Source organism: Pseudomonas sp. GW822-FHT04H02 (genome assembly GCF_058800645.1).
Genome location: NZ_JBXAMM010000012.1, coordinates 1 through 15,657, shown reverse-complemented (window position 1 = coordinate 15,657; position 15,657 = coordinate 1). Strand labels below are relative to the sequence as shown.

The window sequence follows — 15,657 nt, the reverse complement described above, 5'->3', positions numbered from 1 at the left end:
ACCATCGCGATGGAAGATGGTCTGCGTTTCGCTATCCGTGAAGGCGGTCGTACCGTCGGCGCTGGCGTCGTAGCCAAGGTCATCGAATAAGTTCTTGATATATCTCCATCGGGCCGACATAATGGTCGGCCTGATTTTGTTTTTAGGTCAGTAGCTCAATTGGCAGAGCGACGGTCTCCAAAACCGTAGGTTGGGGGTTCGATTCCCTCCTGACCTGCCAGATTCACTCAATGTGTCTGGCTTTCTTTTCACAGGATCTTCATAGATGACTCCTAAGGCTGAAGCTCAAGGCTCTCGCTTCGATCTGCTCAAGTGGCTGGTTGTTGTTGCCTTGGTGATTGTTGGTGTTGTTGGCAATCAGTACTACTCTGCTTCGCCGATCCTGTACCGTGTCTTGGCGCTACTTGTCATTGCTGCAGTTGCTGCCTTCGTTGGCTTGCAGACTGCCAAGGGTAAGTCGTTCTTTGTCCTGGTTAAGGAAGCGCGCACTGAGATTCGTAAAGTCGTATGGCCAACTCGCCAAGAGACCACGCAGACCACGTTGATTGTTGTGGCTGTGGTTCTGGTCATGGCGTTGCTGTTGTGGGGGCTAGATTCCCTGCTCGGCTGGCTTGTTTCCTTGATTGTTGGCTAAGGGTGTCCCGTGGCTAAGCGTTGGTACGTTGTGCATGCTTACTCGGGTTACGAGAAGCATGTAATGCGTTCGTTGATCGAGCGTGTGAAGCTGGCTGGCATGGAAGATGGCTTCGGCGAGATTCTGGTCCCCACTGAAGAAGTGGTTGAGATGCGCAATGGCCAGAAGCGCAAAAGCGAGCGTAAATTCTTTCCAGGCTATGTGCTGGTACAGATGGATATGAACGAGGGTACTTGGCACTTGGTCAAGGACACTCCTCGTGTCATGGGCTTTATTGGTGGTACTGCCGATAAGCCGGCTCCTATCACTGACAAAGAAGCGGAAGCGATTCTGCGTCGCGTTGCTGATGGTAGCGACAAGCCCAAGCCTAAGACCCTGTTTGAGCCGGGTGAGGTGGTCCGTGTTACTGACGGCCCATTCGCTGACTTTAACGGTACGGTCGAAGAAGTTAACTACGAAAAGAGCCGCATTCAGGTGGCAGTGCTCATTTTCGGTCGCTCTACTCCGGTAGAGCTAGAGTTCAGTCAGGTCGAGAAGGCATAACTGAACGAGAATCCCATACCCCGCAGCCTTAGGCTGTGGGGTTTTGTCGTCACTGGGATAAACGCGCAAGTAACCGGGGAGCCTATATAGGCGTCTGAACCCGTAATTGGAGTGCCTCATGGCTAAGAAGATTACTGCTTACATCAAGCTGCAAGTTAAGGCCGCTCAGGCCAACCCAAGTCCACCCGTTGGTCCAGCTCTGGGTCAGCACGGCGTGAACATCATGGAGTTCTGCAAAGCTTTCAACGCTCGTACTCAGGGTCTTGAGCCAGGCCTGCCGACTCCTGTGATCATCACTGTTTACAGTGACCGCAGCTTCACTTTCGAAACTAAGAGCACCCCTGCTTCGGTTCTGCTGAAGAAAGCTGCTGGCCTGACCAGCGGTTCCGCTCGTCCAAACACCGTTAAGGTTGGCACTGTTACCCGTGCTCAGCTGGAAGAAATCGCGAAAACCAAAAACGCGGATCTGACTGCAGCTGATATGGATGCAGCCGTGCGTACTATCGCCGGTTCTGCTCGTAGCATGGGCCTTAACGTGGAGGGTGTGTAATGGCTAAGCTGACCAAGCGCCAAAAGGCTATCGCCGGCAAGATTGAAGCAGGCAAGGCCTACAACTTCGTAGAAGCCGCCGCTCTCCTGACCGAGCTGTCGACCGTTAAGTTCAGCGAGTCCGTAGACGTTGCTGTGAACCTGGGCGTAGACCCACGTAAATCTGACCAGGTTGTTCGTAGCGCTACTGTGCTGCCACACGGCACTGGCAAGACTGTACGTGTAGCTGTGTTCACCCAGGGGCCAGCAGCTGAAGCTGCTCTGGCTGCCGGTGCAGACCGCGTAGGTATGGACGATCTGGCTGCCGAAATGAAAGGCGGCGACCTGAACTATGACGTGGTTATTGCTTCCCCGGATGCAATGCGCGTTGTGGGTCAGCTGGGTCAGGTTCTGGGTCCTCGCGGCCTGATGCCTAACCCGAAAGTCGGTACCGTTACTCCAGACGTAGCTTCGGCAGTTAAGAACGCCAAGGCTGGTCAGGTTCGCTATCGCACCGACAAAAACGGCATCATCCACACTTCCGTTGGCAAGGTCGGCTTCGACGCCGTCAAGCTGAAGGAAAACGTTGAAGCCCTGATCGCTGACCTGAAGCGTATCAAGCCAGCTTCTTCGAAAGGCATCTACGTCAAGCGCGTTACCCTGAGCACCACTATGGGCCCAGGTCTGGTCATCGACCAGGGTTCGCTGGACGTATAAGACACAAGCGCGTGCAAGTAATTGCGCGCGCTGAAAAATTGGGGTCCCTGCCTGGCGGGGGCTATCCAAGACCGTAGGCGACGCAAGTCTTAAACCTCAAGCCTACGCAGATGGTGCTCCCGGTTCCTTACCGAATCAGACACCAAAACGACATCCAGCTCCGGTTGGATGAAACGGTAACAAGCAGGAGTTAAACCCGTGGCAATTAAACTCGAAGACAAGAAGGCCATCGTCGCTGAAGTCAACGAGGCTGCCAAAGCCGCTCTGTCCGCTGTCGTGGCTGATGCCCGTGGTGTGACAGTAGGCGCTATGACCGGACTCCGTAAAGAGGCCCGCGAAGCTGGTGTTTATGTACGTGTCGTACGTAACACCCTGCTCAAGCGCGCTGTTGAAGGCACTCAATATGACGTGCTCAACGACGCGTTCGTCGGCCCTACCCTGATTGCATTCTCCAAGGAACATCCGGGCGCTGCCGCTCGTATATTCAAAGAGTTCGCAAAGGGTCAGGAAAAGTTCGAGATCAAGGCAGCTGCGTTCGAGGGCAAGTACCTCGCAGCAAACGAGATCGACGTGTTGGCTTCGCTGCCAACTCGCGACGAAGCTATTGCGAAGCTGATGAGCGTGATTCAAGGCGCTACCAGCAAGCTGGCTCGTACTCTGGCGGCTATTCGCGACCAGAAAGAAGCTGCTGCTGCCTAAGGCACTGCAAGCCCTTTCAAAATCATATGTTTAATTTGATGGCTGCGTAGGCTGTCACCCCAATACAGGAATTTATAGTCATGTCTCTGACTAACGAGCAAATCATCGAAGCAATCGGCCAGAAAACCGTTCTGGAAGTTGTTGAGCTGATCAAAGCAATGGAAGAAACCTTCGGCGTTACCGCTGCTGTTGCCGCTGCTGGCCCAGCTGCTGCTGCCGCTGTTGTTGAAGAGCAAACTGAATTCAACGTCATGCTGACCGAAGCTGGCGAGAAGAAAGTTAACGTGATCAAGGCTGTACGTGAACTGACCGGTCTGGGCCTGAAAGAAGCCAAGGCTGTAGTTGACGGCGCTCCTGCCATGGTTCTGGAAGCTGTTGCTAAAGAAGCAGCTGACAAAGCCAAAGCAGCTCTGGAAGAAGCAGGCGCTAAAGTCGAGCTCAAGTAAGCATCGACTTTGTGTCTCCAGCCCAAGCGTTAAGCGAACGGCTGATGGCTGGTGGCTTTTGCCACCGGCCTTTTTCCGTTATTGGCGACCGACTGGGTCGGTGCCAGTAACGTGCTGTAGCCCACCCTGTGCGGTGGCGCAAACCAAAGGGTTTGCACGATTTTCTGGCTGCTCCCGTCGGGAGGAGCCGAATAAGCAGGTGACCAAGCTGGGGAACGCTGATGGCTTACTCATATACTGAGAAAAAACGTATCCGCAAGGACTTTAGCAAGTTGCCGGACGTCATGGATGTGCCGTACCTCCTGGCCATCCAGCTGGATTCGTATCGTGAATTCTTGCAAGCGGGAGCGACTAAAGATCAGTTCCGCGACGTGGGCCTGCATGCGGCCTTCAAATCCGTTTTCCCGATCATCAGCTACTCCGGCAATGCTGCGTTGGAGTATGTCGGTTATCGCCTGGGCGAACCGGCGTTTGATGTTAAAGAATGCGTGTTGCGTGGTGTAACTTACGCCGTACCTTTGCGGGTAAAAGTCCGTCTGATCATTTTCGACAAAGAATCGTCGAACAAAGCGATCAAGGACATCAAAGAGCAAGAAGTCTACATGGGTGAAATTCCCCTGATGACTGAGAACGGTACCTTCGTAATCAACGGTACCGAGCGTGTAATCGTTTCCCAGCTGCACCGTTCCCCTGGCGTATTCTTCGACCACGACCGTGGCAAGACGCACAGCTCCGGTAAGCTGCTGTATTCCGCGCGGATCATTCCTTACCGCGGTTCGTGGCTGGACTTCGAGTTCGACCCGAAAGACTGCGTGTTCGTCCGTATCGACCGTCGTCGCAAGCTGCCGGCATCGGTTCTGCTGCGCGCGCTGGGCTATACCACTGAAGAAGTGCTGGACGCTTTCTACACCACCAACGTATTCCACGTGAAAGGCGAGAGCCTGAGCCTGGAGCTGGTGCCTCAGCGCCTGCGTGGTGAGATTGCCGTTCTGGACATCCAGGATGACAAGGGCAAGGTTATTGTCGAGCAGGGTCGTCGTATCACCGCTCGTCACATCAACCAGCTGGAAAAAGCCGGTATCAAAGAGCTGGATGTACCTCTGGACTACGTCCTGGGTCGTACCACCGCCAAGGCTATCGTGCACCCGGCTACCGGTGAAATCCTGGCAGAGTGCAACACCGAGCTGAACACCGAGATCCTGGCGAAAATCGCCAAGGCTCAAGTCGTTCGCATCGAGACTCTGTACACCAACGACATCGACTGCGGTCCGTTCGTCTCTGACACTCTGAAGATCGACTCCACCAGCAACCAATTGGAAGCCCTGGTCGAGATCTATCGCATGATGCGTCCTGGCGAGCCACCGACCAAAGATGCTGCCGAGACTCTGTTCAACAACCTGTTCTTCAGCCCTGAGCGGTATGATCTGTCCGCCGTTGGCCGGATGAAGTTCAACCGTCGTATCGGTCGTACCGAGATCGAAGGTTCCGGCGTTCTGTGCAAAGAAGACATCGTTGCCGTACTGAAGACTCTGGTCGACATCCGTAACGGTAAAGGCATCGTCGACGACATCGACCACCTGGGTAACCGTCGTGTTCGCTGTGTTGGCGAAATGGCCGAGAACCAGTTCCGCGTTGGCCTGGTGCGTGTAGAGCGTGCGGTCAAAGAGCGTCTGTCGATGGCTGAAAGCGAAGGCCTGATGCCGCAAGACCTGATCAATGCCAAGCCAGTGGCTGCGGCAGTGAAAGAGTTCTTCGGTTCCAGCCAGCTGTCCCAGTTCATGGACCAGAACAACCCGCTGTCCGAGATCACCCACAAGCGTCGTGTTTCTGCACTTGGCCCAGGTGGTCTGACCCGTGAGCGTGCAGGCTTCGAAGTCCGTGACGTACACCCGACCCACTACGGTCGTGTATGCCCGATTGAAACGCCGGAAGGTCCAAACATCGGTCTGATCAACTCCCTGGCGGCCTATGCGCGCACCAACCAGTACGGCTTCCTCGAGAGCCCGTACCGTGTGGTGAAAGACGCTCTGGTAACCGACGAGATCGTGTTCCTGTCCGCTATCGAAGAGGCCGATCACGTGATCGCCCAGGCTTCGGCGACGATGAACGACAAAGGTCAGTTGGTCGATGAGCTGGTAGCTGTTCGTCACTTGAACGAATTCACCGTCAAGGCGCCGGAAGACGTCACCTTGATGGACGTTTCGCCGAAGCAGGTAGTTTCGGTTGCAGCGTCGCTGATTCCGTTCCTCGAGCACGACGACGCCAACCGTGCATTGATGGGTTCCAACATGCAGCGTCAGGCTGTACCGACCCTGCGTGCTGACAAGCCGCTGGTAGGTACCGGCATGGAGCGCAACGTTGCCCGTGACTCCGGCGTTTGCGTCGTGGCTCGTCGTGGCGGTGTGATCGACTCGGTCGATGCCAGCCGTATCGTGGTTCGTGTTGCTGATGACGAAGTTGAAACCGGTGAAGCCGGTGTCGACATCTACAACCTGACCAAGTACACCCGCTCCAACCAGAACACCTGCATCAACCAGCGTCCGCTGGTGAGCAAGGGTGATCGTGTTCAGCGCAGCGACATCATGGCCGATGGTCCGTCCACCGACATGGGTGAGCTGGCACTGGGTCAGAACATGCGTATCGCGTTCATGGCGTGGAACGGCTTCAACTTCGAAGACTCCATCTGCCTGTCCGAGCGTGTGGTTCAGGAAGACCGTTTCACCACGATCCACATCCAGGAACTGACCTGTGTGGCTCGTGACACCAAGCTTGGCCCAGAGGAAATCACTGCAGACATCCCGAACGTGGGTGAGGCTGCACTGAACAAGCTGGACGAAGCCGGTATCGTTTATGTAGGTGCTGAAGTTGGCGCAGGCGACATCCTGGTGGGCAAGGTCACTCCGAAAGGCGAGACCCAGCTGACTCCGGAAGAGAAACTGCTGCGTGCGATCTTCGGTGAAAAAGCCAGCGACGTTAAAGACACCTCCCTGCGTGTACCTACCGGTACCAAGGGTACTGTTATCGACGTACAGGTCTTCACTCGTGACGGCGTTGAGCGTGATGCTCGTGCACTGTCGATCGAGAAGAGCCAGTTGGACGAGATCCGCAAGGACCTGAACGAAGAGTTCCGTATCGTTGAAGGTGCGACCTTCGAACGTCTGCGCTCCGCTCTGGTCGGCCATAAAGCCGAAGGCGGCGCCGGCCTGAAGAAAGGCCAGGAAATCACCGACGAAGTTCTCGACGGTCTTGAGCACGGCCAGTGGTTCAAACTGCGCATGGCTGAAGATGCTCTGAACGAGCAGCTCGAGAAGGCCCAGGCCTACATCGTTGATCGTCGCCGTCTGCTGGACGACAAGTTCGAAGACAAGAAGCGCAAGCTGCAGCAGGGCGATGACCTGGCTCCAGGCGTGCTGAAAATCGTCAAGGTCTACCTGGCAATCCGTCGTCGCATCCAGCCGGGCGACAAGATGGCCGGTCGTCACGGTAACAAGGGTGTGGTCTCCGTGATCATGCCGGTTGAAGACATGCCGCACGATGCCAATGGCACCCCGGTCGACGTAGTCCTCAACCCGCTGGGCGTACCTTCGCGTATGAACGTTGGTCAGATCCTCGAAACTCACCTGGGCCTCGCGGCCAAAGGTCTGGGCGAGAAGATCAATCGCATGGTCGAAGAGCAGCGCAAGGTCGCAGAACTGCGTACCTTCCTGGACGAGATCTACAACCAGATCGGCGGTCGTAACGAAGACCTGGACAGCTTCTCCGATCAGGAGATCCTGGATCTGGCGAACAACCTGCGCGGCGGTGTTCCGATGGCCACTCCGGTGTTCGACGGTGCCAAGGAAAGCGAAATCAAGGCCATGCTGAAGCTGGCAGACCTGCCAGAAAGCGGCCAGATGCAACTGACCGACGGCCGTACCGGCAACAAGTTCGAGCGTCCAGTTACCGTTGGCTACATGTACATGCTGAAACTGAACCACTTGGTAGACGACAAGATGCACGCTCGTTCTACCGGTTCGTACAGCCTGGTTACCCAGCAGCCGCTGGGTGGTAAGGCGCAGTTCGGTGGTCAGCGTTTCGGGGAGATGGAGGTCTGGGCACTGGAAGCATACGGTGCTGCATACACTCTGCAAGAAATGCTCACAGTGAAGTCGGACGATGTGAACGGTCGTACCAAGATGTACAAAAACATCGTGGACGGCGATCACCGTATGGAGCCGGGCATGCCCGAGTCCTTCAACGTGTTGATCAAAGAAATTCGTTCCCTCGGCATCGATATCGATCTGGAAACCGAATAACACGTGACGCGAATCGAGAGCGGGGCAGGATTGCCCGCTCTCTGCTCCGCCAGGAGGAAAGGCCTTGAAAGACCTACTGAATTTGCTGAAAAACCAGGGTCAAGTCGAAGAGTTCGACGCCATCCGTATCGGATTGGCCTCGCCTGAGATGATCCGTTCGTGGTCGTTCGGTGAAGTTAAAAAGCCGGAAACCATCAACTACCGTACGTTCAAGCCTGAGCGTGACGGCCTGTTCTGCGCCAAGATCTTTGGCCCGGTAAAGGATTACGAGTGCCTGTGCGGTAAGTACAAGCGCTTGAAGCATCGCGGCGTGATCTGCGAGAAGTGCGGCGTTGAAGTTGCACTGGCCAAGGTTCGTCGTGAGCGCATGGCGCACATCGAACTGGCTTCGCCGGTTGCCCACATCTGGTTCCTGAAATCGCTGCCGTCCCGTATCGGCTTGCTGATGGACATGACTCTGCGTGATATCGAGCGCGTTCTCTACTTCGAGAGCTACGTTGTTATCGATCCAGGCATGACCACCCTTGAAAAAGGTCAGCTGCTGAACGATGAGCAGTACTTCGAAGCGCTGGAAGAGTTCGGCGATGACTTCGACGCCCGCATGGGGGCCGAGGCTGTCCGCGAGCTGCTGCACGCTATCGACCTGGAGCACGAGATTGGCCGTCTGCGTGAAGAGATTCCGCAAACCAACTCGGAAACCAAGATCAAGAAGCTGTCCAAGCGTCTGAAATTGATGGAAGCCTTCCAGGGTTCCGGCAACCTGCCAGAGTGGATGGTGCTGACCGTTCTGCCGGTTCTGCCGCCAGATCTGCGTCCACTGGTCCCGCTGGATGGCGGTCGTTTCGCGACTTCCGACCTCAACGATCTGTATCGTCGAGTGATCAACCGTAACAACCGTTTGAAGCGCCTGCTGGATCTGTCCGCTCCGGACATCATCGTGCGCAACGAAAAGCGTATGTTGCAGGAAGCTGTCGATGCACTGCTCGACAACGGTCGTCGTGGCCGCGCTATCACCGGTTCCAACAAGCGTCCTCTGAAATCCCTGGCTGACATGATCAAGGGTAAGCAAGGTCGTTTCCGTCAGAACTTGCTCGGTAAGCGTGTTGACTACTCCGGTCGTTCGGTAATTACCGTAGGTCCGACCCTGCGTCTGCACCAGTGCGGTCTGCCGAAGAAAATGGCTCTCGAGCTGTTCAAACCGTTCATCTTCGGCAAGTTGGAAATGCGTGGCCTGGCCACCACCATCAAAGCGGCCAAGAAGATGGTCGAGCGCGAACTGCCAGAGGTTTGGGACGTTCTCGCTGAAGTGATCCGTGAACACCCGGTTCTCCTCAACCGTGCACCGACCCTTCACCGTCTGGGTATCCAGGCGTTTGAACCGGTACTGATCGAAGGTAAGGCTATCCAGCTGCACCCTCTGGTCTGTGCTGCGTACAACGCCGACTTCGACGGCGACCAAATGGCCGTGCACGTACCGCTGACACTGGAAGCCCAGTTGGAAGCGCGTGCGTTGATGATGTCGACCAACAACATTCTGTCGCCAGCCAACGGTGAGCCAATCATCGTTCCGTCGCAGGACGTTGTATTGGGTCTGTACTACATGACCCGTGAAGCGATCAACGCCAAGGGCGAAGGTCGTGTGTTCGCGGACCTGCAGGAAGTCGACCGCGTATTCCGCGCCGGCGAAGCGGCTCTGCACGCCAAGATCAAGGTTCGCATCAGCGAAACCGTCAATGATCGTGATGGCGGCAGCGTGAGCGCCACCCGTATCGTCGACACCACTGTCGGCCGTGCTCTGCTGTTCCAGGTTGTGCCGAAGGGCCTGTCGTTCGACGTCGTCAACCTGCCGATGAAGAAGAAGGCGATCTCCAAGCTGATCAACCAGTGCTACCGCGTGGTTGGTCTGAAAGAGACCGTGATCTTCGCTGACCAGTTGATGTACACCGGTTTCGCTTACTCGACCATTTCCGGCGTTTCCATCGGTGTTAACGACTTCGTTATCCCGGATGAAAAAGCTCGCATCATCGGTGCTGCCACCGACGAAGTGAAAGAAATCGAGAGCCAGTACGCCTCCGGCCTGGTAACCCAGGGCGAGAAGTACAACAAAGTGATCGACCTTTGGTCGAAAGCCAACGACGAAGTATCCAAGGCGATGATGGCCAACCTCTCGAAAGAGAAGGTCATCGACCGCAATGGCGACGAAGTCGAGCAAGAATCGTTCAACTCGATGTACATGATGGCTGACTCGGGTGCGCGGGGTTCCGCAGCACAGATCCGTCAGCTGGCCGGTATGCGTGGTCTGATGGCCAAGCCGGACGGCTCCATCATCGAAACGCCGATTACTGCGAACTTCCGTGAAGGTCTGAGCGTACTCCAGTACTTCATCTCGACTCACGGTGCTCGTAAAGGTCTGGCGGATACCGCGTTGAAAACTGCGAACTCCGGTTACCTGACTCGTCGTCTGGTGGACGTTGCGCAGGATCTGGTTGTAACCGAGATCGATTGCGGCACCGAACACGGCCTGCTGATGACTCCGCACATTGAAGGCGGCGACGTTGTAGAGCCACTGGGTGAGCGCGTATTGGGTCGTGTTATCGCCCGTGACGTATTCAAGCCGGGTACCGAGGACGTCATCGTTCCTGCCGGCACCCTGGTAGACGAAAAGTGGGTTGAATTCATCGAGCTCAACAGCATCGACGAAGTGATCGTGCGTTCGCCGATCAGTTGCGAAACCCGCTATGGCATCTGCGCCAAGTGCTACGGCCGTGACCTGGCTCGTGGTCACCAGGTGAACATTGGTGAGGCGGTCGGCGTTATCGCTGCCCAATCCATCGGTGAGCCGGGTACCCAGCTGACCATGCGTACGTTCCACATTGGTGGTGCGGCAAGCCGTACTTCCGCAGCCGACAGCGTTCAGGTGAAGAATGGCGGTACCGTCCGTCTGCACAACCTGAAGCACGTTGAGCGTGTGGATGGCCACCTGGTTGCTGTGTCCCGTTCCGGTGAGCTGGCAATCGCTGATGACTTCGGTCGTGAGCGCGAGCGTTACAAGCTGCCGTACGGTGCTGTGATTTCGGTTAAAGAAGGTGACAAGGTCGACGCTGGCGCTATCGTGGCCAAGTGGGATCCGCACACTCACCCGATCGTTACCGAAATGAAAGGTACCGTGACCTACGTGGGCATGGAAGAAGGCATCACGATCAAGCGTCAGACTGACGAATTGACCGGTATGACCAACATTGAAGTGCTTGACGTCAAAGACCGTCCAGCTGCCGGCAAGGACATCCGTCCTGCTGTGAAGATGGTGGGTATGGATGGCAAGGATCTGCTGCTGCCAGGTACCGACGTACCGGCACAGTACTTCCTGCCGGCTAACGCCCTGGTCGGTGTTGCCGACGGTGCGCAGATTGCGATCGGTGATGTTATCGCTCGTATTCCGCAAGAAACTTCGAAGACCCGTGACATCACCGGTGGTCTGCCGCGTGTTGCCGACCTGTTCGAAGCTCGTCGTCCGAAGGAAGCGTCGATTCTGGCTGAAGTCAGCGGCACCATCGCGTTCGGTAAAGAGACCAAGGGCAAGCGCCGTCTGGTCATTACTCCGAACGACGGCAGCGATCCGTATGAAGAGCTGATTCCGAAGTGGCGTCACCTGAACGTCTTCGAAGGCGAACAAGTGAACCGCGGCGAAGTTATCTCCGACGGTCCGAGCGATCCACACGATATCCTGCGTCTGCTGGGTGTCAGTGCGCTGGCCAAGTACATCGTCAACGAGATCCAGGACGTTTACCGTCTGCAAGGCGTGAAGATCAACGACAAGCACATCGAGACCATTCTGCGTCAGATGCTGCGTAAGGTTGAAATCGCCGAGTCCGGCGACTCCAGCTTCATCAAGGGCGACCAGATGGAACTGACTCACGTACTGGTAGAAAACGAGCGTCTGAGCACCGAAGACAAGTTCGTCGCCAAGTTCACCCGCGTACTGCTGGGTATCACCAAGGCGTCCTTGTCCACCGAATCGTTCATCTCGGCGGCCTCTTTCCAAGAGACCACCCGTGTACTGACCGAAGCGGCGGTAACTGGCAAGCGCGACTACCTGCGTGGCCTGAAAGAAAACGTGGTCGTGGGTCGTCTGATCCCGGCCGGTACTGGCCTGGCGTACCACAGCGAGCGTAAGCGTCGTCGTGATGCAGACAAGCCGCTGCGCGTAAGCGCAAGCGAAGTCGAAGCAGCACTGACTGAAGCGCTGAACTCCAGCGGTAATTGAGGTCTGCAGTAGATTGAGACGGGGCCCCGGCTTTTTCGATTGAGAATCAAGACACTTTTTGTCGAGGTTCGCTGATCGGGGAGGCCGGGGCCTTGCCTTGACTGGGGGCAAGATCCTCTTTAGACTCTTGTACCCCTAAATTTGGTGGAGCTCCTGCTCTGCCATTTTGTTTATGTCGAAAGACAACAGTGGAGCTAGTAGATGGCAACTATCAACCAGCTGGTACGTCAGCCGCGTAAGCGTATCGTCGAGAAATCCGACGTGCCTGCGCTGCAGAACTGCCCGCAACGTCGTGGCGTGTGCACTCGCGTGTATACCACTACGCCGAAAAAACCTAACTCGGCACTGCGTAAAGTGTGCCGTGTGCGTCTGACCAACGGTTTCGAGGTTTCCTCGTACATCGGCGGTGAAGGCCACAACCTGCAAGAGCACAGCGTCGTACTGATTCGCGGCGGCCGTGTAAAAGACTTGCCAGGTGTTCGTTACCACACCGTTCGCGGCTCCCTGGATACTTCCGGCGTTAAAGGTCGTAACCAAGGTCGTTCGAAGTACGGTACCAAGCGTCCGAAGTAATCGGTCGTTTTGCAGTTTTTAATTATATTGAGTCGATAAGAGTAAGGTCGGGCACGCGTCCATTGGATCAACTGTCCCGAGCTAACCTGAAGACCGTTTGAGGGCTTATCAATGCCAAGACGTCGCGTAGCAGCCAAACGTGAGATTCTGGACGATCCGAAATACGGAAGCCAGATCCTCGCCAAGTTCATGAACCACGTAATGGAAAGCGGCAAGAAAGCCGTTGCCGAGCGTATCGTTTATGGCGCGCTGGAAAAAGTTAAAGAGCGCAAGAACAGCGATCCCCTGGAAATCTTCGAGAAAGCTCTCGACGCCATCGCTCCGCTGGTCGAAGTGAAGTCGCGCCGTGTAGGCGGTGCTACTTACCAGGTTCCGGTCGAAGTTCGTCCGTCCCGTCGTAACGCTCTGGCAATGCGCTGGTTGGTAGACTTCGCCCGCAAGCGCGGCGAGAAGTCTATGGCTCTGCGTTTGGCTGGCGAACTGCTGGACGCTGCCGAAGGCAAAGGTGCTGCAGTTAAGAAGCGTGAAGACGTTCACCGTATGGCTGAAGCCAACAAGGCTTTCTCGCACTACCGCTTCTAATATCGGCATCATTCATTTTGCGAGGGCTTTATGGCTCGTACTACAGCAATCAACCGCTACCGTAACATCGGTATCTGTGCCCACGTTGACGCGGGCAAGACTACCACTACCGAGCGGATCCTGTTCTACACAGGTCTCAGCCACAAGATGGGTGAGGTGCATGACGGCGCTGCGACCACCGACTGGATGGTGCAGGAGCAGGAGCGGGGTATCACCATTACCTCCGCTGCTGTAACTACCTTCTGGAAAGGTTCGCGCGGCCAATACGATAACTATCGTGTAAACGTTATCGATACCCCTGGCCACGTTGACTTCACCATTGAAGTAGAGCGCTCCCTGCGTGTACTCGACGGCGCGGTCGTTGTGTTCTGCGGTACTTCCGGTGTTGAGCCTCAGTCTGAAACCGTATGGCGTCAAGCCAACAAGTACGGTGTTCCACGTGTTGTTTACGTGAACAAGATGGACCGTGCTGGTGCCAACTTCCTGCGCGTTGTTGGCCAGATCAAGAACCGCCTGGGTCATACCCCGGTTCCGGTCCAGCTGGCTATCGGTGCTGAAGATAACTTCGAAGGTCAGGTTGATCTGATCAAGATGAAGGCTATCTACTGGAACGACGACGACAAGGGTACTACCTATCGCGAGGAAGAAATTCCTGCCGATATGCTGGACCTGGCTAACGAGTGGCGCTCCAACATGGTTGAAGCTGCTGCTGAAGCCAACGAAGAGCTGATGAACAAGTACCTTGAAGAAGGTGACCTGACTGTCGAAGAGATCAAGGCCGGTCTGCGTGCGCGCACCCTGGCTAGCGAGATCGTTCCGGCCGTCTGCGGTTCGTCGTTCAAGAACAAGGGCGTTCCCCTGGTTCTCGATGCCGTTATCGACTTCCTGCCTGCTCCTACCGAGATCCCGGCGATCAAGGGTATCCATCCGGATCTCATCGAGAAGCCGAAGGATGAGCTGGTAGAGGCTGACTACGACGAGCGTCATGCTGACGATGCTGAACCGTTCTCGGCTCTGGCATTCAAGATTGCTACCGACCCGTTCGTTGGTACTCTGACTTTCGTGCGCGTTTACTCGGGCTTCCTGAGCTCGGGCGACTCCGTGATCAACTCGGTCAAGGGCAAGAAAGAGCGCGTTGGTCGTATGGTGCAGATGCACGCCAACCAGCGTGAAGAGATCAAAGAAGTACGTGCAGGCGACATCGCTGCTCTGATCGGCATGAAGGACGTCACCACTGGTGACACTCTGTGCGATCTCGACAAGCAGATCATTCTTGAGCGTATGGACTTCCCTGAGCCTGTAATTTCGGTAGCGGTAGAGCCGAAAACCAAGCAGGACCAGGAAAAGATGGGTATCGCACTGGGCAAGCTGGCTCAGGAAGACCCGTCGTTCCGCGTCAAGACCGACGAAGAGACTGGCCAGACCATCATCTCCGGTATGGGTGAGCTGCACCTGGACATCCTCGTTGACCGCATGAAGCGCGAGTTCAACGTCGAAGCCAACATCGGCAAGCCGCAGGTTTCGTACCGCGAGAAGATCAGCAAGAGCAACGTTGAGATCGAAGGCAAGTTCGTTCGTCAGTCCGGCGGTCGCGGTCAGTTCGGTCACTGCTGGATCCGTTTCTCGGAGCCAGACGTCGATGCGAACGGCAACATCACCGAAGGTCTGGTCTTCACCAACGAGGTTGTTGGTGGTGTGGTTCCTAAGGAATACATCCCGGCTATCCAGAAGGGTATCGAAGAGCAGATGAAGAACGGCGTCGTTGCCGGTTATCCGCTGATCGGCCTGAAGGCTACCGTGTTTGATGGTTCCTACCACGACGTCGACTCCAACGAGATGGCGTTCAAGGTGGCAGCCTCCATGGCGACCAAGCAGCTGGCCCAGAAGGGTGGCGGCGTTGTGCTCGAGCCGATCATGAAGGTTGAAGTTGTAACCCCAGAGGACTACATGGGTGACGTGATGGGTGACCTGAACCGTCGTCGTGGTCTGATTCAGGGTATGGATGACTCGGTGTCCGGCAAGGTTATCCGTGCTGAAGTGCCACTGGGTGAAATGTTCGGTTATGCAACTGACGTTCGTTCCATGTCTCAGGGTCGCGCGAGCTACTCCATGGAATTCTCCAAATACGCCGAAGCTCCGTCGAACATCGTCGAAGCTCTCGTTAAAAAACAAGGCTGATTCAGTCTCCCCTTTAGGCTAGGAGTTAATTGTCGTGGCTAAAGAAAAATTTGAACGTAACAAACCGCACGTCAACGTTGGCACTATCGGTCACGTTGACCACGGTAAAACCACTCTGACCGCTGCTCTGACTCGCGTTTGCTCCGAAGTTTTCGGTTCGGCTCGTGTTGACTTCGACAAGATCGACAGCGCCCCAGA

General features: G+C 55.9%; 13 protein-coding genes and 1 tRNA gene. All 14 read left to right on the top strand.

Annotated features, from left to right (window positions below):
* A partial coding sequence (locus AC1RMG_RS32290; RefSeq protein ID WP_445758192.1) for an EF-Tu C-terminal domain-related protein occupies positions 1-90 on the top strand: 90 nt, incomplete at its 5' end.
* A gap of 54 nt (positions 91-144) precedes the next feature.
* Positions 145-220: transfer RNA gene (locus AC1RMG_RS32285), tRNA-Trp, on the top strand.
* Between the two features lie 45 nt (positions 221-265).
* Positions 266-634: a preprotein translocase subunit SecE gene (gene secE, locus AC1RMG_RS32280; RefSeq protein WP_011063783.1), complete on the top strand. Its 369-nt coding sequence runs from the start codon at positions 266-268 to the stop codon at positions 632-634.
* A gap of 9 nt (positions 635-643) precedes the next feature.
* A complete protein-coding gene (gene nusG, locus AC1RMG_RS32275; protein WP_002555501.1) occupies positions 644-1,177 on the top strand; it encodes a transcription termination/antitermination protein NusG in 534 nt (177 codons plus the stop codon).
* A gap of 118 nt (positions 1,178-1,295) precedes the next feature.
* On the top strand, positions 1,296-1,727 hold the full coding sequence (gene rplK, locus AC1RMG_RS32270; RefSeq protein WP_003176435.1) for a 50S ribosomal protein L11: 432 nt from the start codon (positions 1,296-1,298) through the stop codon (positions 1,725-1,727).
* Positions 1,727-2,422, top strand: coding sequence for a 50S ribosomal protein L1 (rplA, locus tag AC1RMG_RS32265; RefSeq protein WP_011063782.1), 696 nt, complete (start codon positions 1,727-1,729; stop codon positions 2,420-2,422). The genes rplK and rplA overlap by 1 nt, the downstream gene beginning before the upstream one ends.
* A 198-nt stretch (positions 2,423-2,620) precedes the next feature.
* Complete coding sequence (gene rplJ, locus AC1RMG_RS32260; RefSeq protein ID WP_011063781.1) at positions 2,621-3,121, top strand: 50S ribosomal protein L10; 501 nt, start codon at positions 2,621-2,623, stop codon at positions 3,119-3,121.
* Between the two features lie 80 nt (positions 3,122-3,201).
* Positions 3,202-3,567, top strand: a complete 366-nt coding sequence (rplL, locus tag AC1RMG_RS32255) for a 50S ribosomal protein L7/L12 (protein ID WP_011063780.1) — start codon at positions 3,202-3,204, stop codon at positions 3,565-3,567.
* 221 nt (positions 3,568-3,788) lie between these two features.
* Positions 3,789-7,862: a DNA-directed RNA polymerase subunit beta gene (rpoB, locus tag AC1RMG_RS32250; RefSeq protein WP_011063779.1), complete on the top strand. Its 4,074-nt coding sequence runs from the start codon at positions 3,789-3,791 to the stop codon at positions 7,860-7,862.
* 64 nt (positions 7,863-7,926) lie between these two features.
* On the top strand, positions 7,927-12,126 hold the full coding sequence (gene rpoC / locus AC1RMG_RS32245; RefSeq protein ID WP_011063778.1) for a DNA-directed RNA polymerase subunit beta': 4,200 nt from the start codon (positions 7,927-7,929) through the stop codon (positions 12,124-12,126).
* Positions 12,127-12,327: 201 nt separating this feature from the next.
* On the top strand, positions 12,328-12,699 hold the full coding sequence (gene rpsL / locus AC1RMG_RS32240; RefSeq protein WP_003186084.1) for a 30S ribosomal protein S12: 372 nt from the start codon (positions 12,328-12,330) through the stop codon (positions 12,697-12,699).
* Between the two features lie 111 nt (positions 12,700-12,810).
* On the top strand, positions 12,811-13,281 hold the full coding sequence (gene rpsG, locus AC1RMG_RS32235; RefSeq protein ID WP_007925959.1) for a 30S ribosomal protein S7: 471 nt from the start codon (positions 12,811-12,813) through the stop codon (positions 13,279-13,281).
* A gap of 30 nt (positions 13,282-13,311) precedes the next feature.
* Positions 13,312-15,459, top strand: a complete 2,148-nt coding sequence (gene fusA, locus AC1RMG_RS32230) for an elongation factor G (protein WP_011063777.1) — start codon at positions 13,312-13,314, stop codon at positions 15,457-15,459.
* Positions 15,460-15,493: 34 nt separating this feature from the next.
* A partial coding sequence (locus AC1RMG_RS32225) for a GTP-binding protein (protein WP_368995774.1) occupies positions 15,494-15,657 on the top strand: 164 nt, incomplete at its 3' end.

What these genes read in the sequence shown, in the direction of transcription:
- rpsL (WP_003186084.1), top strand. Translation starts at nt 12,328, where the DNA reads ATGGCAACTATCAACCAGCTGGTACGTCAGCCGCGTAAGCGTATCGTC.
- rpsG (WP_007925959.1), top strand. Translation starts at nt 12,811, where the DNA reads ATGCCAAGACGTCGCGTAGCAGCCAAACGTGAGATTCTGGACGATCCG.
- rplA (WP_011063782.1), top strand. Translation starts at nt 1,727, where the DNA reads ATGGCTAAGCTGACCAAGCGCCAAAAGGCTATCGCCGGCAAGATTGAA.
- rplK (WP_003176435.1), top strand. Translation starts at nt 1,296, where the DNA reads ATGGCTAAGAAGATTACTGCTTACATCAAGCTGCAAGTTAAGGCCGCT.
- rplL (WP_011063780.1), top strand. Translation starts at nt 3,202, where the DNA reads ATGTCTCTGACTAACGAGCAAATCATCGAAGCAATCGGCCAGAAAACC.
- rpoB (WP_011063779.1), top strand. Translation starts at nt 3,789, where the DNA reads ATGGCTTACTCATATACTGAGAAAAAACGTATCCGCAAGGACTTTAGC.
- fusA (WP_011063777.1), top strand. Translation starts at nt 13,312, where the DNA reads ATGGCTCGTACTACAGCAATCAACCGCTACCGTAACATCGGTATCTGT.
- secE (WP_011063783.1), top strand. Translation starts at nt 266, where the DNA reads ATGACTCCTAAGGCTGAAGCTCAAGGCTCTCGCTTCGATCTGCTCAAG.